This is a genomic window from Microbacterium sp. str. 'China' (genome assembly GCF_002993305.1).
In the GTDB taxonomy this organism is placed as follows: domain Bacteria; phylum Actinomycetota; class Actinomycetes; order Actinomycetales; family Microbacteriaceae; genus Microbacterium; species Microbacterium paraoxydans.
This window is the reverse complement of record NZ_CP027434.1, coordinates 3,127,774-3,149,530: the sequence shown is the minus strand read 5'-3', so window position 1 is coordinate 3,149,530 and position 21,757 is coordinate 3,127,774. Positions and strand designations below refer to the sequence as shown.

Here is a 21,757-nt window from a genome sequence, read left to right as displayed (position 1 = left end):
ACGCGCGGACGGTAGGATCGACAGCACAACCACGGGAGTCCGGCGAGCCGGGCTGAGAGGGAGCGAATCGCGCTTCGACCGTCGAACCTGATCTGGGTCATGCCAGCGCAGGGAGGAGTTCACATGAGTACGTCCACGTCCGCATCCCCGTCGAGGAACACCACGGCCGCTCCGGCGCGGGGCTACCTGCGCTGGCGCGTCATCGACATCGTCGTCGCCAGCGTCCTCGGTGTCGCCGCCGGTCTGATCTTCCTGGCCTGGAACGTCGGATACCTGGGGCCGAAGGCCATGCTCGAGCCGCTGCTTCCCGGCCTCCAAGGGCTCCTCGACGGCCCGTGGCTCTTCGCGGGTGTGCTCGGCGGGCTCATCATCCGCAAGGCGGGTGCCGCGATCTACGTCGAGCTGCTGGCCGCCGTCGTCTCGGCGCTCATCGGCAACCAGTGGGGCGGCTTCCTCACGCTCGAGGCGGGTCTCGTGCAGGGCCTCGGCGCCGAGCTGGTCTTCTTGCTGTTCTTCTACCGCCGCTGGTCGCTGCCCGTCGCGATCCTCGCCGGGGCCGGTGCCGCGCTCGCGGGCGGCATCAACAACCTCGTCCTCTGGTATGCCGGGTCAGGTCCCGCCTTCACGACGATCTACCTCCTCAGCACCGTGATCTCCGGGGCGGTCATCGCCGGTGCGCTGTCGTGGGTGCTCGCCCGCGGCATCGCGGCGACCGGGGCTCTGGACCGCTTCGGCTCCGGGCGCGAGGCGCGCGTCCGCGTCTGATGTCCGCGCAGTTCGCTCCCGCCGGCGTCGAGGCCCGCGGCTGGGGTTGGCGACACGCGAGCCGCCACGCCTGGGCGCTGCGCGACGTCTCGTTCCGCATCGAGCCCGGCGAGCGCGTGCTCGTGCTCGGCGCCTCCGGCGCGGGGAAGTCGACGCTGCTGCACGGCCTCGCCGGTGTGCTCGGCGGTGAGGAGGAGGGGGAGAGCGAAGGCGCGCTGCTCGTCGGCGGCGACCCCGCCGCGGCGACCCGCGGGCGGGCCGGGCTCGTGCTCCAGGATCCCGACTCGCAGGTGATCCTCGCCCGTGCCGGCGATGACGTCGCCTTCGGGTGCGAGAACCTCGGTGTGCCGCGTGCCGAGATCTGGCCCCGCGTCGAGGCCGCGATGGCCGGCGTCGGACTGGACGTGCCGCTCGATCACCCGACCGCGGCGCTCTCCGGCGGTCAGAAGCAGCGGCTCGCCCTGGCCGGCATGCTGGCGATGGGCCCCGGGCTGGTGCTGCTCGACGAGCCGACGGCGAACCTCGATCCGGAGGGCGTGCGCGAGGTCAGGGATGCCGTCGAGCGGATGCTCGCCACGCGTCCCGCCACCCTCGTGGTCGTGGAGCATCGGCTCGAGGTGTGGTTGCCGCTCCTCACGCGGGTGATCGTGCTGGGTGCCGGCGGGGTGGTGGCGGACGGCACTCCTGCGGATGTGCTCGGCGCGCAGGGCGAGCGCCTGGCCGCGGACGGCGTCTGGGTGCCCGGCCGACCGCCCGCCGAGCCGCCGGCACCGCGGACGGCTCCCGGGGAGGTGCTGCTGTCGGCGCGCGGGCTCGCGGTCGCACGGGTGAAGGGGCGCCCCGTGGCACAGGGCATCGACCTGGAGGTGCGTGCGGGGGAAGCCGTCGCGATCACCGGGCCCAACGGTGCGGGCAAGTCCACGCTGGGTCTGACCCTCGCCGGACTCCTCCCTCCCGTCAGCGGTGCCGTGTCCGCGGCCCCGGTGCTCGCGCAGGGGGCGGACCCGTCCCCGATCCGCTGGGCCTCCCGCGAGCTCCTCACGCGGATCGGGATGGTTTTCCAGGAGCCGGAACATCAGCTCCTCGGCAAGACGGTGCGCGAGGAGCTCGCGGTCGGCCCCCGCGCCCTGGGCCTCCCCGAAGGCGAGATCGAGGCCCGTATCGACGAGCTGCTGGCCCGGCTGCGGCTGGCGCATCTGGGGGCCGCGAATCCGTACACGCTCTCGGGTGGAGAGAAGCGCCGGCTCACGGTCGCGGCCGCGATCGCCACGCGACCCCGGGTGCTGATCCTCGACGAGCCGACGTTCGGCCAGGACGCCCGCACCTGGGCTGAGCTCGTCGCGATGCTCGCCGCCCTGCGGGACGAGGGCTCCGCGATCGTCACCATCACCCACGATCTCGACGTGGTGCGCGCTCTGCACGCCACGCGGTTCGCGCTGGGGGCACCGGCATGACGGCTCTCGCCCCCGCGTCCGCCCGCACCGGCGTCGTCGCCCGGATCAATCCGGTCGCGAAGCTGGGGGTCAGCGCGCTCATCGCCGTGCCGCTGGTCCTCACCCTCGACCCCGTGTCGGCGGCTGTCGCGCTGGTGCTCGAAGCGGTGCTGTTCCTCTTCGCGGGCATCGGCTGGCGGGAGTTCTGGGTGCGCACGTGGCCGGTCTGGCTCGCGGCTCCGCTGACCGGTCTCACCATCGCCCTCTACGGAGAGACGAGCGGCACCGTCTACGTCGACTGGTTCGTGCTCCGCATCAGCGAGGGCTCGCTCGCGCTCGCCGTCGCCACGATGCTCCGGGTGCTCGCGATCGCCCTGCCCTCGGTGGTGCTCTTCATCACGGTCGATCCCACGGACCTCGCCGATGGCCTCGGGCAGATCCTTCGGCTTCCGGCCCGTTTCGTGCTGGGCGCGCTCGCCGGCCTGCGCATGGCCGGACTGTTCCTCGACGACTGGCGTGCCCTCGAGCTCGCCCGCCGGGCGCGCGGCGTCGCCGACCGCGGGCGCATCCGCCGCTTCCTCGGCATGGCCTTCGCCCTGCTCGTGCTGTCGATCCGCCGCGGTGCCAAGCTCGCGACCGCGATGGAGGCACGCGGCTTCGGGGCGGCGGGACGACGGACGTGGGCGCGCGAGTCGCGCTTCGGCGCGCCGGAGTGGCTTCTGCTCGCCGTCGGGGCGGCGATCTCCGCGACGGCGATCGCCGCCGCGGTCGCGACCGGGGCCTGGAACTTCATCCTTGGGCCGTCCTGACCCTCACCCGTTTCGGACGAGGGTCCCTGGAGGTCGGTCGGTGGCCGGTCTAGCGTCCGCTGGAGACAGTGCCAATCGACACCGACCGAAAGGGACGTCCCATGAGCATCTCCTCCGCCGACGACCAGCCGCTCTTCACGCGGCCGGGCGAGGCCACCGTCGCACCGCGACACGTCATCCCGGATTCCGAGTCGCTTCCCACGACGGCGAAGCAGATCGTCGAGGACGAGACCATCCTCGACGGCAACGCACGCCTCAACCTCGCCACCTTCGTCAGCACCTGGATGGACGACGAGGCGAAGCAGGTCTACGTGGCCTCGTTCGACAAGAACATGATCGACAAGGACGAGTATCCGCAGACCGCCGCCATCGAGGACAACTGCTGGCACATGCTCGCGAACCTCTGGAAGGCTCCGGACGCGGCGAAGAGCATCGGCACCTCGACCATCGGCTCCTCCGAGGCGTGCATGCTCGGCGGTCTCGCGTTCAAGCGGCGCTGGCAGCAGGCGCGCCGTGCCGCCGGCAAAGACGCCTCCGCGCCGAACCTCGTGATGTCGAGCGCCGTGCAGGTGTGCTGGGAGAAGTTCTGCAACTACTTCGACGTCGAACCGCGCTACGTGCCCATCAGTGAGGAGCACAAGACACTCGACGGCCATGATCTCGAGAAGTACGTGGACGAGAACACCATCGGCGTCGTCGCCATCATGGGTGTCACCTACACCGGCATGTACGAGCCGGTGGCGGAGATCGCCGCGGCGCTGGATGCGATCCAGGAGAAGACCGGCCTCGACATCCCGATCCACGTGGACGGCGCCTCGGGAGCGATGATCGCCCCGTTCCTCCAGCCCGACCTGGTCTGGGACTTCCGGCTGGAGCGCGTGCACTCGATCAGCACCTCGGGGCATAAATACGGTCTCGTCTACCCCGGTCTCGGCTGGGTGGTCTGGCGCGACACGCAGTGGCTGCCGGAGGATCTGGTGTTCAAGGTGAGCTACCTCGGCGGGGAGATGCCGACCTTCGCCCTGAACTTCTCCCGCCCTGGGGCGCAGGTGCTGCTGCAGTACTACCTGTTCCTCCGCCTCGGGTTCGAGGGCTACCGGGCTATCCAGCAGGCCTCGCAGGACGTGGCGAAGTTCCTGTCCGCGGGGATCGCGAAACTGGACGCGTTCGAACTGTGGAACGACGGCAGCGACATCCCCGTCTTCGCCTGGCGCCTGAAGGACGGGCACACCGACAAGTGGACGCTGTACCACCTGCAGGATCGGCTCCGGATGCGCGGCTGGCTCGTCCCCGCGTACCCGATGCCCGCCGATCTGGAGGACCTCACGGTGCAGCGGATCGTCGTGCGCAACGGGCTCAGCATGGATCTGGCCGCCGAGCTGCTCGACGCCATCACCGCCGAGGTGGCCCACCTCGACGCGCTCACGGCACCCATGCCGCCCGACCACCCCGACTCGGCGTTCCACCACTAGGGGGCTGACATGTCCGCCCCGCAGTCCGGTGCCGCCGGCGCCGCCTCCACGCCGCGCGTCTCCCGTCCCGCCGTCGCCGTCCTCGGCATCGGCCAGCTCGCCCTGCTCACCCTCGTCGTCGTGGCGAGCCTGCGGTCCCTGCCCGCGATGGCGATCTACGGCCTCGGCAGCATCACGCTGTACCTCATCCCCGCGGTGCTCTTCCTCGTCCCCACCGCCCTCGTCGCCGCGGAGCTGGCGACGGGGTGGAAGGGCGGGGTGTACGTCTGGGTGCGGGAGGCCCTCGGCAACCGCTGGGGGTTCACCGCAGTGTGGCTGCAGTGGATCCAGAACGTCGTCTGGTTCCCCACGCAGCTCGCGTTCGTCGCCGGCGCTCTCGCCTTCGTGTTCCTCGACCCCTCGCTGTCCAGCTCCGGCTTCTTCACGGCGGTCATCATCATCGTCTGCTACTGGGGCGCCACCCTGGTCACCCTCCGCGGCGGCGACCTCTTCGCCAAGCTGGGCTCCTGGGGCGGCATCATCGGCACGCTGTTCCCGGCGGTGCTGCTCATCGTTTTCGGGGCGGTGTGGGTCTTCAGCGGGGAGAAGAGCCAGGTGCCGCTGGATGCCTCGGCGGTGATCCCGCCGTTCACGGGTCTCGCGTCCATCGTGCTGATCGTCTCGAACGTGCTGGCCTACGCCGGCATGGAGGTCAACGCGGTGCACGTGAACCAGATGAAGGATCCGGGCAAGGGCTACCCGCGTTCGGTGTTCCTCGCCGCCGGCCTGATCCTGCTCGTCTTCATCCTGCCCACCATCGCGATCGCGGTCGCTGTGCCGAAGAAGGAGCTCGGGCTGACGAACGGCATCATGCTCGCGTTCGGGGAGTACTTCGACCACTGGGACATGGGGTGGGCGACGGCCGTCGTCTCGGCCCTGATCGCCGCCGGTGCCCTCGCCTCGGTCGTGACGTGGGTCGCCGGTCCCTCCAAGGGTGTGCTGGCGGCGGCGGAGACGGGACTGCTCCCGCCGCTGCTGCAGAAGCGGAACAAGGCCGGTGTGCAGTCCGGCATCCTGATGCTCCAGGGAACCATCGTCACGATCCTCGCGGCGATCTTCATCATCGTGCCCAACGTCAGCGCCGCCTTCGTGGCGCTCATCGACATGGCCGCCGCGCTGTACCTCATCATGTACATGCTCATGTTCGCCTCGGCGATGGTGCTGCGGCGGAAGGCGCCGGACGTCCACCGTGCCTACCGCGTGAAGGCCCTCCCGTTCGTCGCCGGGGTCGGGTTCTTCGCCTGCCTCGCGGCGTTCCTGCTCGCCTTCATCCCGCCCGACGGCTTCACCGCCTTCCCGGCGGCCGCGTACCCGTGGATCGTCGGAGCGGTGATCGTCGTGCTCGGCGCCCCGCCGCTGCTCTTCTACGCGCTGCGGAAGCCCTCGTGGGATCGGCGGCCCGCCGACGGGAGCCTCCTGAGCGACGCGCACCCGGAAGCCTGAGCCGGATCACGTCTCGTTCCAGAGGCGTCGGTAGTACTCCAGCCGGACGTGGTCGGGCTCGACGCCGTAGGCCGCGATGAGGGTGTCCTCCCACCCGGGTCCGAAGTTCCACAGCGTGCTCATGGCGGCGACGGCGATGTCGGCCCACCGGTCGGCGACCCCGAGCGCGGCGAGGTCGACATGGGCGAGGGGTCGGCCGTCGTCGTCGAGCAGGGTGTTCGGCAGGCATGCGTCGCCGTGGCAGACCACGAGCCGGTCGATCGACGGCGGCTCGAGCAGGTCCGTCGGTACCGTCGTGCCGCGGTCGGCGGCGTTCGCGATGCGCTCCGCCGGGCTCCACGTCCACGGACACTCCGCGACGGGGAGGGCGTCGTGCAGGAGGCGCAGACCGAGCCCGACTGCGCGGACGGCGGCCTCCGGAGAGGCGGTCCACCGCGGATCCACGGCGCTGCTGCCGGGGAGGGCCGCCGTCACGAGCCACTCGTGCGCCTCATCCTGGCCCTGGGAGAGCACCTCGGGCACCGTGATCCAGGTGCGGGCCCAGCGCATCCGCTCGGCCTCGTCGCGCATGTTCGCCTCAGGATCGAGGGGGCCCCATTTGATGTAGCGGCCGTCGTCGGTGCGGAAGGTCAGGCCGCCGAGCGCGTTGCGCCACGCGGGGGTCAGTGCCGCCCCGGCGGCGAGTTCGCGCACCCGGGCGGGGACCTCGACGGAGGCGGCGGGGATGCTCACCTCTCCATCCTGCCGGAACCTCGGTGTCGTAGGCTCGGGTCGACGCACTGGCCTGCGGTGACACCAAGAACCGCATAGGCTGGGACTGCGTTCCAGGCATGTCGCACGACGACGTTCGAAGGAGAACATCAGATGCAGATCAGCGGACAGGGTGCCCTCGTCACCGGCGGCGTCTCCGGACTCGGGCTGGCCACCGCCCGTCGGCTCACCGCCGCGGGAGCCCACGTCACCATCATCGACCTCGCCTCGTCGAAGGGGGAGGAGATCGCTTCCGAGCTCGGCGGTCTCTTCGTGCCCGCGGACGTGACGAGCGTCGACGAGGTCAAGGCCGCCGTCGCCGCGGCACAGGCCGCCGCGCCGCTGCGGGTGGTCGTGAACTGCGCCGGCATCGCCCCGCCCGCCAAGGTGCTCGACCGGGACGGCACGCCCGCCGTGCTCGCCGACTTCGAGCGCATCGTGCGCATCAACCTCGTCGGGACGTTCAACGTGATCTCCCAGGCCGCGGCTGTGATCGCCGCGAACGAGCTGCACGACGAGGAGCGCGGGGTCATCGTCAACACCGCGAGCGTCGCCGCGTTCGACGGGCAGATCGGGCAGCCGGCGTACTCGGCGTCCAAGGGCGGCGTGCACGCCATGACCCTGCCGATCGCTCGCGAGCTCGCCCGTCACGCCATTCGCGTGTGCACGATCGCCCCCGGCATCATGGAGACGCCGATGCTCATGGGCCTTCCGCAGGAGGCGCAGGACTCGCTGGGACAGCAGGTGCCGTTCCCCGCTCGCCTCGGACGCCCGGACGAGTACGCCGCCCTCGTGCAGCAGATCGTCGAGAACGGCTACCTCAACGGCGAGACCATCCGCCTCGACGGCGCCATCCGCATGGCCCCGCGGTGACCCCTCCCGGCTTCGAATCGCCTGAATGACCCGATTCGACCCGGAAATCCAGCCAATCAAGCGATTCGAAACGAGAACCATGAGCACACTCGCCGGAAAGACCATCCTCATGTCGGGCGGCAGCCGCGGGATCGGCCTCGCGATCGCCCTGCGCGCGGCCGCGGACGGCGCGAACATCGCGATGCTCGCCAAGACCGACTCCCCGCACCCGAAGCTCGAGGGCACCGTGCACAGCGCGGCCGAGCAGATCCGCGCCGCCGGCGGCCAGGCGCTGCCGATCGTCGGCGACGTGCGGGACGACGACCACATCACCGAAGCCGTCATGAAGACGCAGGGCGAGTTCGGCGGGATCGACATCGTCCTCAACAACGCCAGCGTCATCGACCTCTCCCGATCGCTCGACCTCTCCGCGAAGAAGTACGACCTGATGCAGGACGTGAACGTCCGCGGCACCTTCATGCTCTCCCGGGCCGCGGTCCCCATCCTCAAGGACGCCGAGAACCCGCACATCCTCTCGCTCTCGCCGCCCCTGAACCCCACCCCGAAGTGGCTCGGTGCGCACACCGGGTACACGCTGGCCAAGTACGGGATGACGATGGTCACGCTCGGACTCGCGGCGGAGTTCGCGGACGACGGCATCGCCGCCAACACGCTCTGGCCGCGCACGACGATCGCGACGGCCGCGGTGCAGAACCTCCTCGGCGGCGACAAGGTGATGGCCGCGAGCCGCACGGCCGACATCTACGCCGACGCCGCCTACGTCGTGCTCACCCAGCCGGCGCGTACGTACACCGGGCAGTCGCTCATCGTGGAGGATGTGCTCGAGGCGAACGGAGTCACCGACTTCTCGGGCTACGCCGCCGTCCCGGGGACTCCGGACAGCGCGCTGTTCCCGGACATTTTCCTCGACTGACGCGCTTCGACAGGCTCAGCGACCCAGATCTGGGTCCCTGAGCCCGTCGAAGGGTGGGTCCCTGAGCCCGTCGAAGGGTGGGTCCCTGAGCCCGTCGAAGGGTGGGTCCCCGAGCCGGTCGAAGGGTGAGCCCGTCGAAGGGCTAGAGCAGCAGGTACACGGCACCGAGGATCGTCAGCACGATCACGATGCGGTCGAAGAGCCGCTGGTCCAGGCGCCGCGCGACCCGCAGACCGAGCAGCGCGCCGAGCACCACGAGCGGCGCGAGGATCGCATCGGTGAGCAGCACGGGGCCGGTGAACAGTCCGATCCCGGCCAGGAACGGCACCTTGATCACGTTGATGATCGCGAAGAACCAGGCGGAGGTGCCGAGAAAGACCTGGACGGGCGTCCGCGTAGCGAGGAAGTACATCGACATGACCGGACCGCCCGCGTTCGCCACCATGGTCGTGAAGCCGCCGAGCGTGCCGTAGACGCCGGCCAGCAGCGCGCCGCCCCGCGCCGCAGCCTCCTGCTCCGCCCGCGCCTGCCGCCATCGCCGCCACAGCGTCACGGCGATCATGAGCAGCAGGATCACGCCGATGGCGCGGCGCACGACCCCGTCTCCGGTCAGGGCGAGGAAGGCGAAGCCGAGGAGGAGTCCCGCCACCACCGCCGGCGCGAGGCGGAGCAACGTCGGCCAATGCGCGTGCCGTCGGTAGGCCAGCAGCGCGAACACGTCGCCCACCATCAGCAGCAGGAGGGTCGCGGCCGTGGAGGTGCGTGCGGGGAGGACCGCGGCGAACAGGGCGATCGCGAGGATGCTGCCGCCTGGAAGAGCGGTCTTCGAGATCCCGATGACGACCGCGGCCACGCCGAGCGCGGCCCAGGCCCAGGGATCGAGCGCTGTCACCGCCGGAGCTCGGCGGCGATGGCGTCATACCCGCGGTCGGTCGCGAGGTCCAGCGGCAGCACGCCGTCGCCGTCGCGGATGGTCGCATCGGCGCCGCCGTCGAGGAGCGCGCGCACCACCTCGACGTAGCGGGCGGAGCCGTCGCCGAGCACGATCGCCTCGTGCAGGGCGGTCCAGCCGAGGTTGTTGATGTGATCCGGATCGACTCCTGCGTCCAGCAGGATCTCGACCGTCGGCAGCAGACCGCGCTCGGACGCCGGGATCAGCGCGGTGCCGCCGAAGCGGTTCGTGCTGCGGAGGTCGGCCCCGTGCGCCAGGGTCATCCGCAGGATCTCGTCATGCCCGCGGGCGCCGGCGTAGAGATAGGCGGAGTCCTGGATGTCGTCCTTCGCGTTTAGGTCGGCGCCGGCCTCGATCAGGAGCCGTGCCGCGTCGACGCGGTTCGCCTTGGTGGCCGCGACCAGGGGAGTCATGCCGCCGTCGCCGCGGGCCTCGATGTCGGCGCCCGCGTCGAGCGCGCGGCGGAGGGCGTCAGCGTCGCCCGCGGCGGCCGCGGCGAGCAGATCGGACGTGGCGTCGGTCATGGGAGCCTCCGGGGTCGGTGGTGCGGGATGCGACGGCGCGGCTGTGCAGGCCGAGGCGAGCAGCAGCGCGCCCGCGAGCGCGACAGCCGCCGCCACCCGTCTCATCCGCATGCATCCGGTATACCAAATGATCCCGGAGGTGGGCGGTTCAGCCTCGCGTGGCAGCGAGGGCGGCCGCGAACCGCGAGGCCCGCTGCTCGATGTCCGCCCAGTCCGCGTTCGCGATCGCGGCGCCGTTCGCGAGGTCGCCACCGGCCCCCACGGCGACCGCGCCGGCCGCGAACCAGTCGGCGAGGTTGTCGGGCTTCACGCCGCCCGTGGGCATCAGCGGGGCGTCGGGGAACGGTCCGCGCAGGGCCCCGAGGTAGGACGGGCCGCCGAGGGAGGCGGGGAAGATCTTCACGACGTCGACGCCCAGTTCGAGGGCCCCCATGACCTCGGTCGGCGTCATCGCACCGGTCATCACCACGCGGCCGGTGTCGAGCATGGCGCGCGTGAGGTCGGGGAGGGTTCCCGGGCTGACAAGGAAGGCGGCACCCGCGTCGGCGGCCTGGGTCGCCTGCTCCGCCGTCGTGACGGTGCCGGCGCCGATGTACGCGGCGTCCCCATGGCGGGCGATGAGCTCGCGGATCACGGCCGGCGCGTCGGGGGTCGAGAAGGTCACCTCGATACCCGAGACGCCGCCGCGGATGATCGCCTCCGAGGCCTCCAGAGCCAGCTCCGGCGACGGGGCGCGGAGGACGGCGAGGATGCCGGTGGTGCGGGCGCGGGCGAGACGGTCGGACATGCTGCTCCTTGATCGAGGGGGATGCGCCCATTCTTCCGCACGGCAACTTGTAATTACAAGTATCCTCGGCCCCGCTCCGCGACAGGGATCGTGCCCAGGCGCCTCCCACCCGCATCCCGGTACCCTGGAGGGATGGCCGAGAACCCCCGCACACCCGAGACGCGCTCCGCGACAGCGCCCGCGTCGTCCCGTTCGGGGGCGATCCGCGAGACCCGTGCCCCGCAGGTGCGCCCCGCGACCGAGGGCTGGACCCAGAAGAAGGACGCCGAGGGGCGCCCGCTGCTGCAGTTCGCGAGCCCGAAGCGCGGCAAGCCGCCGGTCCACCTCGCCGACCTCACCCCGGCCGAGCGCATCGAGAAGGTGAAGGAGCTCGGACTCCCCGGGTTCCGCGCCAAGCAGCTCGCCACGCATTACTTCCGCCACTACACGTCCGACCCCGCGGAGATGACGGACCTCCCCGCCGGCATCCGTGAGGAGCTGGTCGCCGGCATGCTCCCGCCCCTCATGACCGAGGTGCGGCGGCTGGAGACCGACCGCGGCGACACCATCAAGTTCCTCTGGCGTCTGCACGACGGCGCGCTCGTCGAGTCGGTCCTCATGCGCTACCCCGGCCGCATCACGCTGTGCGTGTCGAGCCAGGCCGGCTGCGGCATGAACTGCCCGTTCTGTGCCACGGGCCAGGCGGGGCTGACCCGCAACATGTCCACCGCCGAGATTATCGAGCAGATCGTCAGGGCCAACCGGGCCATCGCGAACGGCGAGCTGGGCGGCAAGAAGCGCGACGACCACAGCATGGAGCGCGTCTCCAACATCGTCTTCATGGGCATGGGGGAGCCGCTCGCCAACTACAAGCGCGTCATGGACGCGGTGCGCACCATGGTCGCCCCGCAGCCCGACGGTCTCGGCATGAGCGCCCGCGGCATCACCGTGTCGACCGTGGGACTCGTGCCCGCGATCCGCAAGCTCGCCGACGAGAACATCCCCGTCACGTTCGCCCTGTCGCTGCACGCCCCTGACGACCACCTGCGGGACGAGCTCATCCCCGTGAACTCGCGGTGGAAGGTCGACGAGGCGCTCGACGCGGCCTACGACTACTACGCCAAGACCGGGCGCCGCGTGTCCATCGAGTACGCCCTCATCAAGGACATGAACGACCACGCCTGGCGGGCCGATCTCCTGGCGGACAAGCTCAACCAGCGCGGTCGCGGGTGGGTGCACGTGAACCCGATCCCGCTGAACCCGACGCCGGGCTCGATCTGGACCTCGTCAGAGAAGGACGTCACCGACGAGTTCGTGCGACGGCTGAACGACGCCGGCATCCCGACGACCCTCCGCGACACCCGCGGCAAGGAGATCGACGGCGCCTGCGGGCAGCTCGTCGCGACGACCGAGGACGAAGCTGCCGCCGCGGCGATGGCCTGACCCCGGTTCGAATCGCTCACCTGGCTCCAAATCCGGCCCGGATGCCGCCATTCGCGCGACTCGAAGGCCTGTCCAAGGGATCTTCCACGGTATGCACAGGCGGAGTTTCGTAGATTGTCGGGATGCCCTATTCCGCCCACCGCCCGGGTCGCTTCGACTCGCAGGGTCGGATCATCCTCGACGGCGACCCGAACGCCGAGACGGATGACCTCGACTTCCTGCGCGAGTACGAGCCGACCGGCGACACGTCCGCGCAGTCCGACGTCGCGTCCGACGACCCGACGCCCGAGCCGGTGACGGCGCCGGATGCCCCGGCCGACGCGGAGCCCGTCCTCGACCGGAAGGCGCGTCCGCCGCACGTCCGGAAGCCGCGTCGCCGTCGCACCGCCGCCGAGCGCCTCCGTGCTCTCGCGATCCTCGGCGGGGCCGAGGGCGAGATCCTCGACCGGGTCCCCGGCGAGACCCCGCGCTTCGTGCAGATGTTCTTCGTGCTCGCCGGGACCGCCCTGGTCAGCGCGATCTCCATGCTCTTCGCCCTCACGACGGGCGTGCGCGCGGCGGTCTGGTTGGCGATCCCGCTCGCGATCGTGTGGGCGCTGATCATCTTCAACCTCGACCGCTTCCTGACCTCGACCATGACGTCGACCCGCAACGTCTGGAAGCTCATCGGCCTCGCGATCCCCCGCGTCATCATGGCGGCGATCATCGGTTTCGTCGTCGCGGAGCCGCTCGTGCTGCAGATCTTCCACAACGACATCTCCCGCGAGGTCGCCGCGACCAACATCGTCCAGGCGCAGGCCGACCAGGAGGCGCTCGAGACCGGCCCGGAGAAGAAGGCGCTGGACGCGGCGTCCGAGCGGGTCGCGGCGCTGGAGAACCAGGCGGCGACGGGCATCGTCGCCGGGACCGAGTCGTCGTCGGCGACCGAGTCCGCCGCCCAGTCCACGGTCGATGACCTGACGGCGAAGCTCACGGAGCAGCAGGCCGTGATCGACCAGGCGCGGACGCTGTACCAGTGCGAGCTCACGGGCGAGGGCGCGGGTACCGTCCCCGGCTGCACCGGCGTGAACGGCGAGGGCGCGAGCTCTCAGGCCGCCCAGGCCCAGCTCGCCGAGGCCCAGCAGACCTACGACGCGCTCGCGGCCCAGCTTCGCACCGCGAACGAGGAGCTCGCCGCTGCCGGAAGCGCCGCCAAGGAGAACACCACGGCCTCGGAGTCGCAGAACCGTCAGCAGGCGAAGGACGAGCTCCCGGCCGCGCGCGACACGTACGAGCAGGCGCTCGCGGCCTACAACGCCCGCGCGGATTCCGTGGCGCAGGGCAATGCCGGGGCGGTGGGGCTGCTGAGCCAGATCAGCGGCCTCAATCGCCTGAGCGAGAAGGAGCCCGCGATCCTCTGGGCGCACATCCTCATCGCGGCGCTGTTCTTCATGATCGAGCTGCTGCCGGTGCTGGTGAAGGTGCTCACGAGCTACGGCGACCCGAGCCTCTATGAGAAGGCGCTGGCCATCCGCAAGCAGGTCGCGCTGGACAAGGTGACGGCGGAGGGCTTCCGCGACCGCGCCGACATCGTCACCACTCCCGTCTCCGGCGCGGGGGCTCAGGCCACCTGACTCGTTTCGAGTCGCGCACTGTGCTCCATTCCGGCCGGATTCGGAGCAAAGTGAGCGATTCGAACGCGGGAGAGGCCTCCGGACCGGGACGCCAGCGCGAGAGAACGGATCAGGGCGACCGTGGACGGGGCGACCGTGGACGGCGCGGTCGGCCACGGGGTGCCGGTCACGGCGGCCTCGATGCGGGCCAGCGGTTCGCGGAGGGCCGGGTCGTGCGTGCGGGTATCGTCCTCGAGCCACGCGAGGAGTTCGCCGATGGTCCAATCCCGCTGAATTGGACCGAGATCGAGACCGAAGCTGGTCGTGGAAGCTGTCATTGGTCCAGAATCGGATCTCATGGACACCCTCGACAGGGCCAATGCGACGCCGGTGGCCCACGGATCGGCCTCCGGGCCCCTCGTCCAGGCCGGGGAGGTCTCCGCGACCGCCCTCGCCGCACGCCTCGGCCGCTGGTCCCACGGCGACGGCACCCTCTCCACCCGACTCGCCGCGGCGATCGCCGCCCTGATCGGCAGCGGTGAGCTGCGCCCCGTCGACCGCCTGCCCGCCGAACGCGCCCTCTCCGCGGCGGTCGCGGTCTCGCGGGGCACGGTCGTGTCCGCCTATGCGACCCTCGCCGAGCAGGGTCTCGTCGAGCGCCGGCAGGGCAGTGGGACGAGGGTGTCGGGGGCGAGGACGGCGCCCGCGGCGGACCGCCGTCCCGGCCGCGGCGAGGCCCTGTTCTCCGCTCTCCCCAACGCGATCGATCTGCTCCGCACGGTGCCGCAGATCCCGGACCTCGGTGTGCAGCTCATCCGCGACCACCAGCCGCGGCTCGACCTCGCCCTGCTCCCGGAGACCGACCCCGCGGGGCTCCCCGCGCTCCGCGAACTCATCGCCGACATGTACCGCGCCGAGGGGACGCCGACCACGCCCGAGCAGATCCTCGTGACCCACGGCGCGCAGCAGGCCATCAGCCTCGTCGTGAACGCGCTCGTGGAACCGGGTGACGTCGTGCTCGCGGAGGAGATCACCTGGCCGGGCGTGACCGACTCCGTGGGGCTGCGCGGCGGGACGGTCCACGGCGTGCCGATGGGCGCGGACGGCCTCGACGTCGACGCGCTGGAGCAGGCGATGGCCCGGCTGCGTCCTGTGCTCGTCGCGCTCAACCCGCACCACCAGAATCCCACGGGGACGCGACTGCCCGCGGCGGCCCGGCACCGCGTGGCCGAACTCGCCGCGCAGTACGGGGTGCCCGTGATCGAGGACCGCGTCGTCGCCGGCATCTCGTTCGACGGGGTCGTGCCGCCCACGCTCGCCTCGGAACGGCCGGATGCCCCGGTGCTCGTCGTCGAGTCCGTGTCGAAGTGGGCCTGGGCCGGGCTGCGGATCGGGTGGCTGCGGGCCGATCCCGTGCTGGTCCGGCGGCTCCGCGGCGCCCGGCAGCTCGCCGATCAATCCACGAGCGTGCCCGGCCAGCTCCTCGCGCTCGACCTCATCGCGCACGCGACGGAGCTCCGCCGCGCCAACAGCCGCGTGCACCAGGAGCGGCTCCTCCTGCTGCAGGAGCTGATGGCCGCGCACCTCCCCGACTGGACCTCTGAGACCCCGCGGGGTGGACTCTCGCTGTGGGCCGCGCTGCCTCGGGGCTCCGCATCGGCTCTCGCGCGCGTCGCCGCGGCGCACGGGGTCTCGATCGCGGGCACCGGGGCCTTCGCGGTCTCGGCCGCCGCGCCGGACGACCACGTGCGCTTGCCGTTCACCGCGCCGGACGACGTGCTCACCGAGGGGGTGCGCCGCTTGGGCGACGCCTGGCGTGAGTACCGGGAGACTCTCAGCAGCCCTGCCTAGGGTGACCGCATGACACCGGTGCCGCGCCCCACCCTCTGGATCTGCGTCGCGGGCGTGCTCGCCTTCACCGCGTACGCCGCCCTCGCCGCGGTGCAGATCCTCGTGCTCAACCCGATCGCCGCGGCTCCGGGCAGCCTCTCGCTGGACGAGGTCCGGGCCGCGATGTCGAACGCCGGGGAGAGCCTCATGGCGCCGACCGTCCTCGGCATCCTTGCCGCGGGCGTGTGCCTGGCCATCGGGACGGCGGTCGTGTGCCTCCTCACGCGGGCTCCGGCGGTGGTGGCCGGCATGACCTTCCTCGCGCTGCTCATGGGCGGGGCGCCGGCCTACTTCGTCGCGTCGTTCGGGCCGGGCATGGGGCTCGCCGACACCTTCCACATCAGCGGCGCCGATGCCTCCCCGTGGGCCCTGCCCCTGTACGCCGTCAGCGCGCTCGCCGCGGTCGGGGTGCTGGTCGGGGCCGCGCTCACGTCCCGCCGCCGCGGACCGGCGCCTGCCACCGCCTGACGATCACGGTCGATCCGGCCCGCCGGCCCGCCGGCGGGACTAGCGTTGGTCCATGGTCAACTATCGCTATCTCGGCAACAGCGGTCTCAAGGTCTCGGAGATCACGTACGGCAACTGGGTCACGCACGCCTCGCAGGTCGAGGACGACGCCGCGGTCAAGACCGTGCACGCCGCCCTGGACGCCGGCATCACCACGTTCGACACCGCGGACACGTACGCCAACACGGCCGCCGAGGTCGTGCTCGGCAAGGCTCTGGAGGGCCAGCGTCGGGAGGGCCTCGAGATCTTCACCAAGGTCTACTTCCCGACCGGCCCGAAGGGTCCGAACGACACCGGTCTGAGCCGGAAGCACATCATGGATTCGATCAACGGCTCGCTGCAGCGCCTCGGCACCGACTACGTCGATCTGTACCAGGCGCACCGCTTCGACTACGAGACCCCGCTGGAGGAGACGTTCCAGGCCTTCGCCGACGTCGTCCGGCAGGGCAAGGCGCTCTACATCGGGGTCTCGGAGTGGACCGCGGAGCAGCTCCGCGAAGGGCACGCCCTGGCCAAGCAGCTCGGCATCCAGCTCATCTCCAACCAGCCGCAGTACTCGATGCTGTGGCGGGTCATCGAGGGCAAGGTCGTCCCGACGTCGGAGGAGCTCGGCATCTCGCAGATCGTCTGGTCGCCGATGGCGCAGGGCGTGTTGAGCGGCAAGTACGTGCCGGGGCAGCCGGTGCCGGAGGGGTCTCGGGCGACGGATCAGAACTCGGGAGCGGGCTTCATCAAGAGCTTCCTGCAGGACGACATCCTCACCGCGGTGCAGCGCCTCAAGCCGATCGCGGAACAGGCGGGGCTGTCGATGCCGCAGCTCGCGATCGCGTGGGTGCTGCAGAACCCGAACGTCGCGGCTGCCCTCGTCGGCGCCTCCCGTCCGGAGCAGCTCGCCGACACGGTCAAGGCCTCCGGCGTGACGCTCGACGCCGACACCATGACCGCGATCGACGAGGCCCTCGGCGACGCGGTCAACCGCGACGCCGAGCACACGTACTCGGTGTCGCCGAAGTCCCGGCTCGTCTAGGCCTTCGAATAGCGCAAATGGTCCCATTCCGTCGCGGAATGGGACCATTTGCGCTACTCGGGCGGGTTACTCCTTGACGGCCCCCGCCGTGAGGCCCTGGACGATCCAGCGGCTGGCGAGCGCGAACATCACCATCGTCGGGAGGATCGTCAGCACGGCCGCAGCGCTCATGGAGCCCCAGTCGATGTTGAACGTCGAGATGAAGCCGTTGAGCGCCGAGGGCACGGTGCGGTTCGCATCGGTGTTCATCAGCACGACCGACAGGAACAGCTCGTTCCAGCAGTTCACGAAGTTGAAGATGAACGCGGCGATGATGCCGGGGGTCATCACCGGCACGAGCACCCGGAACAGGGCGCCCAGCCGCGAGCAGCCGTCGATCATCGCCGCCTCCTCCAGCGCATCGGGGACGTTCTCGAAGAAGCCCCGCAGCATCACCGTGGAGAACGGGATGCAGATCGCGATGTAGACGAGGATGAGCCCCGGCTTGGTGTCGACGAGTCCGAGGTCGGTCATCATCGAGTACAGCGGTCCGAGGGCGATGAACGCCGGGATCATCTGCGTCAGCAGGAACGCGATGAGCACCGTGCCTTTGCCGCGGAACTCGAACCGCGCCAGCACGTAGGCGCTGAGCAGGGCGATGAGCGTCGCCACCGCGCCGGCCGACACCGCCACGATGGCCGAGTTCGCCAGGAACGTCCCGAAGGAGCTCTTCTCGAACAGGCTCGTGAAGTTGTCCAGCGAGGGCTCGCTCGGCCAGTACTCGATCGGGAAGCGGTTGATGGTCCCCGGCGACTTGAACGCGGTGAGCGTGATCCAGTACAGCGGGAACAGCGTGATGAGCAGCCACAGCCCCAGGCCGACGATACGCACCACGCCGCCCACCGTGACGCGGGGCTTGGGGCGCGGGGCGGCTTTCGGGTCGGGCACCGTGATGCGACGGGTCTCCGTGACCGAGGAGCCGGTCCGGATGGATGAGGTGATGGTCATCGCTGCACTCTCCGCATCGCCATCAGGTAGAACGCGCAGAACACCATGAGGAACGCCACGACGATGAGCCCGATGGCGCTCGCGATGCCGTAGTTGCCCTGCTGCGTGTAGTTGATCATCCACGTCGTGATGATGTGGGTCTGGTTGGCGGGGCCGCCGTTCGTCATCGCGTAGATGATGTCGGGGAAGTTGAAGATCCAGATCACGCGCAGCAGGATCGTCAGCAGCAGCGTCATCGAGATGTACGGGATGATGATCGAGAACAGCTGCCGCACCTTGCCGGCGCCGTCGAGGCTCGCCGCCTCCAGCATCTCGTCCGGCACCGACTGGAGAGCCGCGAGGATCATGATCGCGAAGAAGGTCACGCCGTACCAGATGTTCGCGACGATCACGGCGAACATCGCGAGTTTCGGGTCGGCCAGCCACGGCAGCGGCGCGTCGATCAGGCCGGCCTTCATGAGCAGGTCGTTGACGACGCCGAACTCGGCGTTGAACATCCAGCGGAACAGCATGCCGATGAGGAAGCCGGACACTGCCCACGGGAAGAAGACCAGCGCCTGGTAGAGACCGCGGAAGCGGAACCGCTTGCGCAGGGCGAGCGCGATGAGGAACCCGATCACGAGCTGCGGCACGAGCGAGCCGACCACCCAGAGCACGGAGTTCCAGGCCACGGTCGGGAACGCCGGGTCGCGGAAGACGGCGAGGAAGTTGTCGAAGCCCACGAACGGCGTCGACGTGAGATCCCACAGGTTCCAGTCGTGGAAGGCCATGCGGGCGCCCTGCAGCATCGGCCAGTAGGTGAACCAGCAGACGAAGACGATCGCCGGCGCGAGGAACGCCAGCAGCGTGAGTGCGGTGCGGCCCCGGAAGGGGCGACGACGCGATGCCGGGGAGGCCCCGCCGGCGGTGCCGACGGAGCCCCCTTCACGGATGGTGCGGGCCACGGATCAACCCTTCTCCGCGGCGTACTTCTCGGTCCAGAACGCGTCCCACGAGGCGAGGAGGTCCTTGGTGGACATGTTGCCGAGCAGCACGCTCTGCACGTCCTGGTCGGACTTCTGGATCCACTCGGTCCACCAGCTCACACCGCGCGGCTGACGCACGTTGACGTAGGTCTCCGGGTCCTCGGTCATGGTGACGTAGCTGGTCCAGGGGCCGGTGGAGTAGAACTCGTCGTCCGCGGCGGCCGCGATGATCGGGACGAGGCTGTTCGCCTGCGCGAACTCGGTGGCGGGCTCGGCGGACGACAGGAACTCGACGAGCTTCACCGCCGCCTCCTTGTGCTCGCTGTTCTCCGCGACACCCCAGCCGGCGACGGCGAGGGGCTGTGCGGCCTTGCCGGACGGGCCGACGAGCAGCGGCGCGGTGTCCCACTGGTCCTCGGTCAGCGAGGAGTCCTGCACCGTCGCGATGACCTCGGGGTCCTGCAGGAGGAAGGCCGTGGTGCCGTTGGTGAACCCGGCGACCATCTCGGGGTAGCCCCACGAGACGGCGGACGGCGGCGAGGCCTCCTTGAACAGGTCGAAGTAGTCGTCGACGGCCTCCTGCGCCTCGGGGGCGGCGAAGATCGTCGAACCGTCCTCCATGAGGAACGCGTCTTCCGTGTCGAGACCGTCGATCGTGTAGGCCTCGATCGCGGCGACGACGTTGCTGTTCGCGTTCTGACCGCCACGGAACGCGTACCCGTAGATGTTGTTCGACGGGTCCTGGATCGCCGACGCCTGCTCCAGCAGGTCCTTCCAGCTGTGCGGCGGGCCGTCGAAGCCGGCCTGCTCGACGAGGTCGCTGCGGTAGAACAGCGACAGGCCGTAGAAGCCGTAGGGGACGAAATAGCTCTTGCCGTCCTCCGCGACCGAGGCCGACTGCGCGTTCTCGGTCAGGGCGTCCCAGCCGTCCCACTTCTTCAGATCCGGACCGAGGTCGTAGAGCCAGCCGTTGTTCGCGAACGGTCCGACGGTGATGTCGCGCACCTCGAGCACGTCGACGCCCTTGCCGGACTGCAGCATCTGCTGGATCTTCTGGTCGGCCTGCTCGGTGGGCGGGGAGACGAGGTTGACGGTGATGTCGGGGTTGTCCTTCTCGAACTCGTCGAGCAGTCCGCGGAGCAGCTCGGTGCGCGCCGGGTTCGTCAGGCTCTCGACCATCTGGAGGGTGACGCTGCCGTCGCCGCCGGACGAGCCGGAGCCTCCGGAGCAGCCGGTGAGTGCGAGGACGGCGACGGTGCCGACTCCGGCTGCGGTCGTCAAGATCTTGTTCTTCACGATGTGCCTCTCGGTGGGGGTGGGTGGGTGTTCGGGTGGGTCGTGCGGAAGGTGAAGCGGGTCAGGGGAGGATGAGGGCGTCCGCGGGGCGGATGCCGGCGCGGCGCAGGATCGCGGGGACGCAGCGCTCGACGAACGCCTCGATGTCGGAGGCCTCCGTGTACAGGTGCGCGGACAGGCGGAAGTAGCCGACGCCGCGGAAGCTGGTGAACGCGGTCTCCACGCCGACCTCGTCGAGGAGGTCCATGCGCAGCGCGTCGGCTTCCTCTCGGGTGGCGCCGAGGCCGAGCGGCAGCCGGATGAGCCGCATGGACGGCACCGGCGAGGGAAGAGGGGTCAGCGGGTCCTCGTCGCTGAAGGGACGCAGGGCTTCGGCGATGAGCTCGGCACCGGCGTCTGCCCGTGCGGCCATGGCGTCGCGGGCGGCCGCCCATCCGAACTCCGCCTCGATGAACTCGATCGCGGTGGGGGTGGCGAGGTAGGTCGTCGCGTCGATCGTGCCCTGGGTATCGAAGCGCTCGGGATACGGCTCGCGCGCGGCCCAGGAGTCGATCAGCGGCCAGAGCTCGTCGCGGTCGGGGGCGGTGGTGACGAGGAGGGCGGAGCCGCGCGGGGCGCAGGGCCACTTGTGCAGATTCCCGAACCACCAGTCGCCGCCAGCGACGGCCGCCGCGTCCGGGATGAGGCCGGGGGCGTGGGCGCCGTCGACGAGGGTGCGCACGCCGCGCTCGGCCGCGAGGTCGGCGATGCGGCGGGTGGGCAGCAGGCGGGCCGTGGGCGAGGTGATCTGGTCGACGACGAGCAGCCGCGTGCGCGGGGTGAGGGCGTCGGCGAAGAGCTGCACGATCTCGTCGTCGTCGGCGAGCAGGGGCAGGGCGACCGTGCGGACGGAGGCGCCGAAGCGTCGGGCGAGGCGCTCGGCGCCCATGGTGATGGCGCCGTAGCCCTGGTCGGTGACGAGGATCTCGTCGCCGCTGTCGAGCTGGAGGCCGTTGTAGACGACGGTGGCCGCGGCGGAGGCGTTGGGCACGAACACGCTGTCCTCCGCGCGGGCGCCGACGAACGGAGCCGTCCGCTGCCTCGCCTCCTGCACGCGCTCCGCGATCCGAGGGAACCACTCCACGGGGCTCAGGTCGGCGCGGCGGCGCAGGGCGTCCTGGTGGGCGACCACCACCGACGGCACAGCCCCGAAGGACCCGTGGTTGAGGTGGATCACGGTCGGGTCGAGCGGCCAGGCATCGCGCGCCCGCAGGCCGGAGTTCAGCGTGAGCGGAGCGGGGAACTGCGGAGCGGGCATCGGACCTCATCGGT

The 21,757-nt window shown here is 70.6% G+C and carries 21 protein-coding genes and 1 riboswitch; of the genes, 12 read left to right on the top strand and 9 right to left on the bottom strand.

From position 1 onward, the window contains the following. The first annotated feature begins 21 nt into the window (after positions 1 to 21). Positions 22 to 133: riboswitch (TPP riboswitch) on the top strand. The 5 genes from C6C15_RS15345 (at position 124) to C6C15_RS15325 (ending at position 5,961) form a co-directional block, all read left to right on the top strand. Further along, positions 124 to 765, top strand: a complete 642-nt coding sequence (locus tag C6C15_RS15345) for an ECF transporter S component (RefSeq protein WP_060923390.1) — start codon at positions 124 to 126, stop codon at positions 763 to 765. (Overlaps the previous riboswitch by 10 nt.) Further along, complete coding sequence (locus C6C15_RS15340; RefSeq protein WP_197676700.1) at positions 765 to 2,219, top strand: ABC transporter ATP-binding protein; 1,455 nt, start codon at positions 765 to 767, stop codon at positions 2,217 to 2,219. The genes C6C15_RS15345 and C6C15_RS15340 overlap by 1 nt, the downstream gene beginning before the upstream one ends. Beyond that, positions 2,216 to 3,007: an energy-coupling factor transporter transmembrane component T family protein gene (locus C6C15_RS15335; RefSeq protein ID WP_060923373.1), complete on the top strand. Its 792-nt coding sequence runs from the start codon at positions 2,216 to 2,218 to the stop codon at positions 3,005 to 3,007. Before C6C15_RS15340 ends, C6C15_RS15335 begins: the two co-directional genes overlap by 4 nt. A gap of 101 nt (positions 3,008 to 3,108) precedes the next feature. Beyond that, positions 3,109 to 4,479, top strand: coding sequence for a glutamate decarboxylase (locus C6C15_RS15330; RefSeq protein WP_105950533.1), 1,371 nt, complete (start codon positions 3,109 to 3,111; stop codon positions 4,477 to 4,479). Positions 4,480 to 4,488: 9 nt separating this feature from the next. Continuing rightward, positions 4,489 to 5,961, top strand: a complete 1,473-nt coding sequence (locus C6C15_RS15325) for an amino acid permease (RefSeq protein WP_231919664.1) — start codon at positions 4,489 to 4,491, stop codon at positions 5,959 to 5,961. Positions 5,962 to 5,967: 6 nt separating this feature from the next. Here C6C15_RS15325 and C6C15_RS15320 read toward each other — a convergent pair whose 3' ends face one another. Further along, complete coding sequence (locus C6C15_RS15320) at positions 5,968 to 6,693, bottom strand: aminoglycoside 3'-phosphotransferase (RefSeq protein ID WP_105950532.1); 726 nt, start codon at positions 6,691 to 6,693, stop codon at positions 5,968 to 5,970. A gap of 132 nt (positions 6,694 to 6,825) precedes the next feature. On the opposite strand from C6C15_RS15320, the gene C6C15_RS15315 reads away from it, so the two are divergent. Beyond that, positions 6,826 to 7,584, top strand: coding sequence for an SDR family NAD(P)-dependent oxidoreductase (locus tag C6C15_RS15315; RefSeq protein WP_105950531.1), 759 nt, complete (start codon positions 6,826 to 6,828; stop codon positions 7,582 to 7,584). A gap of 79 nt (positions 7,585 to 7,663) precedes the next feature. Then, the gene (locus tag C6C15_RS15310; protein ID WP_105950530.1) at positions 7,664 to 8,497 is read left to right on the top strand and encodes an SDR family oxidoreductase; all 834 of its coding nucleotides are present in this window, start codon (positions 7,664 to 7,666) and stop codon (positions 8,495 to 8,497) included. A 142-nt stretch (positions 8,498 to 8,639) separates the two neighbouring features. Here the strand turns inward: C6C15_RS15310 and C6C15_RS15300 are convergent, their stop codons facing one another. Genes C6C15_RS15300 through C6C15_RS15290 form a run of 3 tightly spaced genes read right to left on the bottom strand, consistent with a single transcriptional unit; the run spans position 8,640 to position 10,760 of the window. Next, positions 8,640 to 9,389, bottom strand: coding sequence for a sulfite exporter TauE/SafE family protein (locus C6C15_RS15300; protein WP_060923668.1), 750 nt, complete (start codon positions 9,387 to 9,389; stop codon positions 8,640 to 8,642). Continuing rightward, entirely contained in the window at positions 9,386 to 10,084 is a 699-nt protein-coding gene (locus C6C15_RS15295) for an ankyrin repeat domain-containing protein (protein ID WP_105950529.1), read from the bottom strand. Before C6C15_RS15295 ends, C6C15_RS15300 begins: the two co-directional genes overlap by 4 nt. A 37-nt stretch (positions 10,085 to 10,121) precedes the next feature. Beyond that, positions 10,122 to 10,760, bottom strand: coding sequence for a bifunctional 4-hydroxy-2-oxoglutarate aldolase/2-dehydro-3-deoxy-phosphogluconate aldolase (locus C6C15_RS15290; RefSeq protein WP_060923635.1), 639 nt, complete (start codon positions 10,758 to 10,760; stop codon positions 10,122 to 10,124). Positions 10,761 to 10,892: 132 nt separating this feature from the next. Here C6C15_RS15290 and rlmN point away from each other — a divergent pair, with 132 nt between their 5' ends. Next, positions 10,893 to 12,182, top strand: coding sequence for a 23S rRNA (adenine(2503)-C(2))-methyltransferase RlmN (rlmN, locus tag C6C15_RS15285; RefSeq protein ID WP_231919663.1), 1,290 nt, complete (start codon positions 10,893 to 10,895; stop codon positions 12,180 to 12,182). Positions 12,183 to 12,304: 122 nt separating this feature from the next. Further along, positions 12,305 to 13,795, top strand: a complete 1,491-nt coding sequence (locus C6C15_RS15280) for a DUF4407 domain-containing protein (protein ID WP_105950528.1) — start codon at positions 12,305 to 12,307, stop codon at positions 13,793 to 13,795. On the opposite strand, the gene C6C15_RS15275 is transcribed toward C6C15_RS15280, so the two are convergent. After that, entirely contained in the window at positions 13,783 to 14,112 is a 330-nt protein-coding gene (locus C6C15_RS15275) for a hypothetical protein (RefSeq protein WP_105950527.1), read from the bottom strand. The two genes, C6C15_RS15280 and C6C15_RS15275, sit on opposite strands and share 13 nt — an antisense overlap. Positions 14,113 to 14,131: 19 nt before the next feature. Between C6C15_RS15275 and yczR the strand changes: the two genes are divergently transcribed. From yczR to C6C15_RS15260, 3 genes are read left to right on the top strand one after another with little or no spacing between them, the layout of a single operon-like run. Continuing rightward, a complete protein-coding gene (gene yczR, locus C6C15_RS15270) occupies positions 14,132 to 15,625 on the top strand; it encodes an aminotransferase-like domain-containing protein (RefSeq protein WP_105950526.1) in 1,494 nt (497 codons plus the stop codon). Between the two features lie 9 nt (positions 15,626 to 15,634). Beyond that, complete coding sequence (locus tag C6C15_RS15265) at positions 15,635 to 16,132, top strand: hypothetical protein (RefSeq protein ID WP_105950525.1); 498 nt, start codon at positions 15,635 to 15,637, stop codon at positions 16,130 to 16,132. Positions 16,133 to 16,184: 52 nt separating this feature from the next. Next, positions 16,185 to 17,198 (top strand): aldo/keto reductase family protein, encoded by a 1,014-nt coding sequence (locus tag C6C15_RS15260; protein ID WP_105950524.1) that lies wholly within the window; start codon positions 16,185 to 16,187, stop codon positions 17,196 to 17,198. 66 nt (positions 17,199 to 17,264) lie between these two features. Here the strand turns inward: C6C15_RS15260 and C6C15_RS15255 are convergent, their stop codons facing one another. From C6C15_RS15255 to C6C15_RS15240, 4 genes are all read right to left on the bottom strand, one after another. Beyond that, the gene (locus C6C15_RS15255) at positions 17,265 to 18,185 is read right to left on the bottom strand and encodes a carbohydrate ABC transporter permease (RefSeq protein WP_199787660.1); all 921 of its coding nucleotides are present in this window, start codon (positions 18,183 to 18,185) and stop codon (positions 17,265 to 17,267) included. After that, positions 18,182 to 19,129 carry a carbohydrate ABC transporter permease gene (locus tag C6C15_RS15250; RefSeq protein ID WP_025105358.1) on the bottom strand — a complete coding sequence of 316 codons (948 nt, stop codon included), beginning with the start codon at positions 19,127 to 19,129 and terminating at the stop codon, positions 18,182 to 18,184. Before C6C15_RS15250 ends, C6C15_RS15255 begins: the two co-directional genes overlap by 4 nt. A 3-nt stretch (positions 19,130 to 19,132) precedes the next feature. Next, complete coding sequence (locus C6C15_RS15245; RefSeq protein WP_105950523.1) at positions 19,133 to 20,446, bottom strand: ABC transporter substrate-binding protein; 1,314 nt, start codon at positions 20,444 to 20,446, stop codon at positions 19,133 to 19,135. A 61-nt stretch (positions 20,447 to 20,507) separates the two neighbouring features. Further along, positions 20,508 to 21,743 carry an aminotransferase class V-fold PLP-dependent enzyme gene (locus C6C15_RS15240; protein ID WP_105950522.1) on the bottom strand — a complete coding sequence of 412 codons (1,236 nt, stop codon included), beginning with the start codon at positions 21,741 to 21,743 and terminating at the stop codon, positions 20,508 to 20,510. Between the last annotated feature and the right edge of the window lie 14 nt (positions 21,744 to 21,757).

Coding starts and splice junctions, on each gene's coding strand:
- C6C15_RS15345 (WP_060923390.1), top strand. CDS start 124: ATGAGTACGTCCACGTCCGCATCCCCGTCGAGGAACACCACGGCCGCT.
- C6C15_RS15340 (WP_197676700.1), top strand. CDS start 765: ATGTCCGCGCAGTTCGCTCCCGCCGGCGTCGAGGCCCGCGGCTGGGGT.
- C6C15_RS15335 (WP_060923373.1), top strand. CDS start 2,216: ATGACGGCTCTCGCCCCCGCGTCCGCCCGCACCGGCGTCGTCGCCCGG.
- C6C15_RS15330 (WP_105950533.1), top strand. CDS start 3,109: ATGAGCATCTCCTCCGCCGACGACCAGCCGCTCTTCACGCGGCCGGGC.
- C6C15_RS15325 (WP_231919664.1), top strand. CDS start 4,489: ATGTCCGCCCCGCAGTCCGGTGCCGCCGGCGCCGCCTCCACGCCGCGC.
- C6C15_RS15315 (WP_105950531.1), top strand. CDS start 6,826: ATGCAGATCAGCGGACAGGGTGCCCTCGTCACCGGCGGCGTCTCCGGA.
- C6C15_RS15310 (WP_105950530.1), top strand. CDS start 7,664: ATGAGCACACTCGCCGGAAAGACCATCCTCATGTCGGGCGGCAGCCGC.
- C6C15_RS15295 (WP_105950529.1), bottom strand. CDS start 10,084: ATGCGGATGAGACGGGTGGCGGCGGCTGTCGCGCTCGCGGGCGCGCTG.
- C6C15_RS15290 (WP_060923635.1), bottom strand. CDS start 10,760: ATGTCCGACCGTCTCGCCCGCGCCCGCACCACCGGCATCCTCGCCGTC.
- rlmN (WP_231919663.1), top strand. CDS start 10,893: ATGGCCGAGAACCCCCGCACACCCGAGACGCGCTCCGCGACAGCGCCC.
- C6C15_RS15280 (WP_105950528.1), top strand. CDS start 12,305: ATGCCCTATTCCGCCCACCGCCCGGGTCGCTTCGACTCGCAGGGTCGG.
- C6C15_RS15275 (WP_105950527.1), bottom strand. CDS start 14,112: ATGACAGCTTCCACGACCAGCTTCGGTCTCGATCTCGGTCCAATTCAG.
- yczR (WP_105950526.1), top strand. CDS start 14,132: ATGGACACCCTCGACAGGGCCAATGCGACGCCGGTGGCCCACGGATCG.
- C6C15_RS15265 (WP_105950525.1), top strand. CDS start 15,635: ATGACACCGGTGCCGCGCCCCACCCTCTGGATCTGCGTCGCGGGCGTG.
- C6C15_RS15260 (WP_105950524.1), top strand. CDS start 16,185: ATGGTCAACTATCGCTATCTCGGCAACAGCGGTCTCAAGGTCTCGGAG.
- C6C15_RS15255 (WP_199787660.1), bottom strand. CDS start 18,185: ATGACCATCACCTCATCCATCCGGACCGGCTCCTCGGTCACGGAGACC.
- C6C15_RS15240 (WP_105950522.1), bottom strand. CDS start 21,743: ATGCCCGCTCCGCAGTTCCCCGCTCCGCTCACGCTGAACTCCGGCCTG.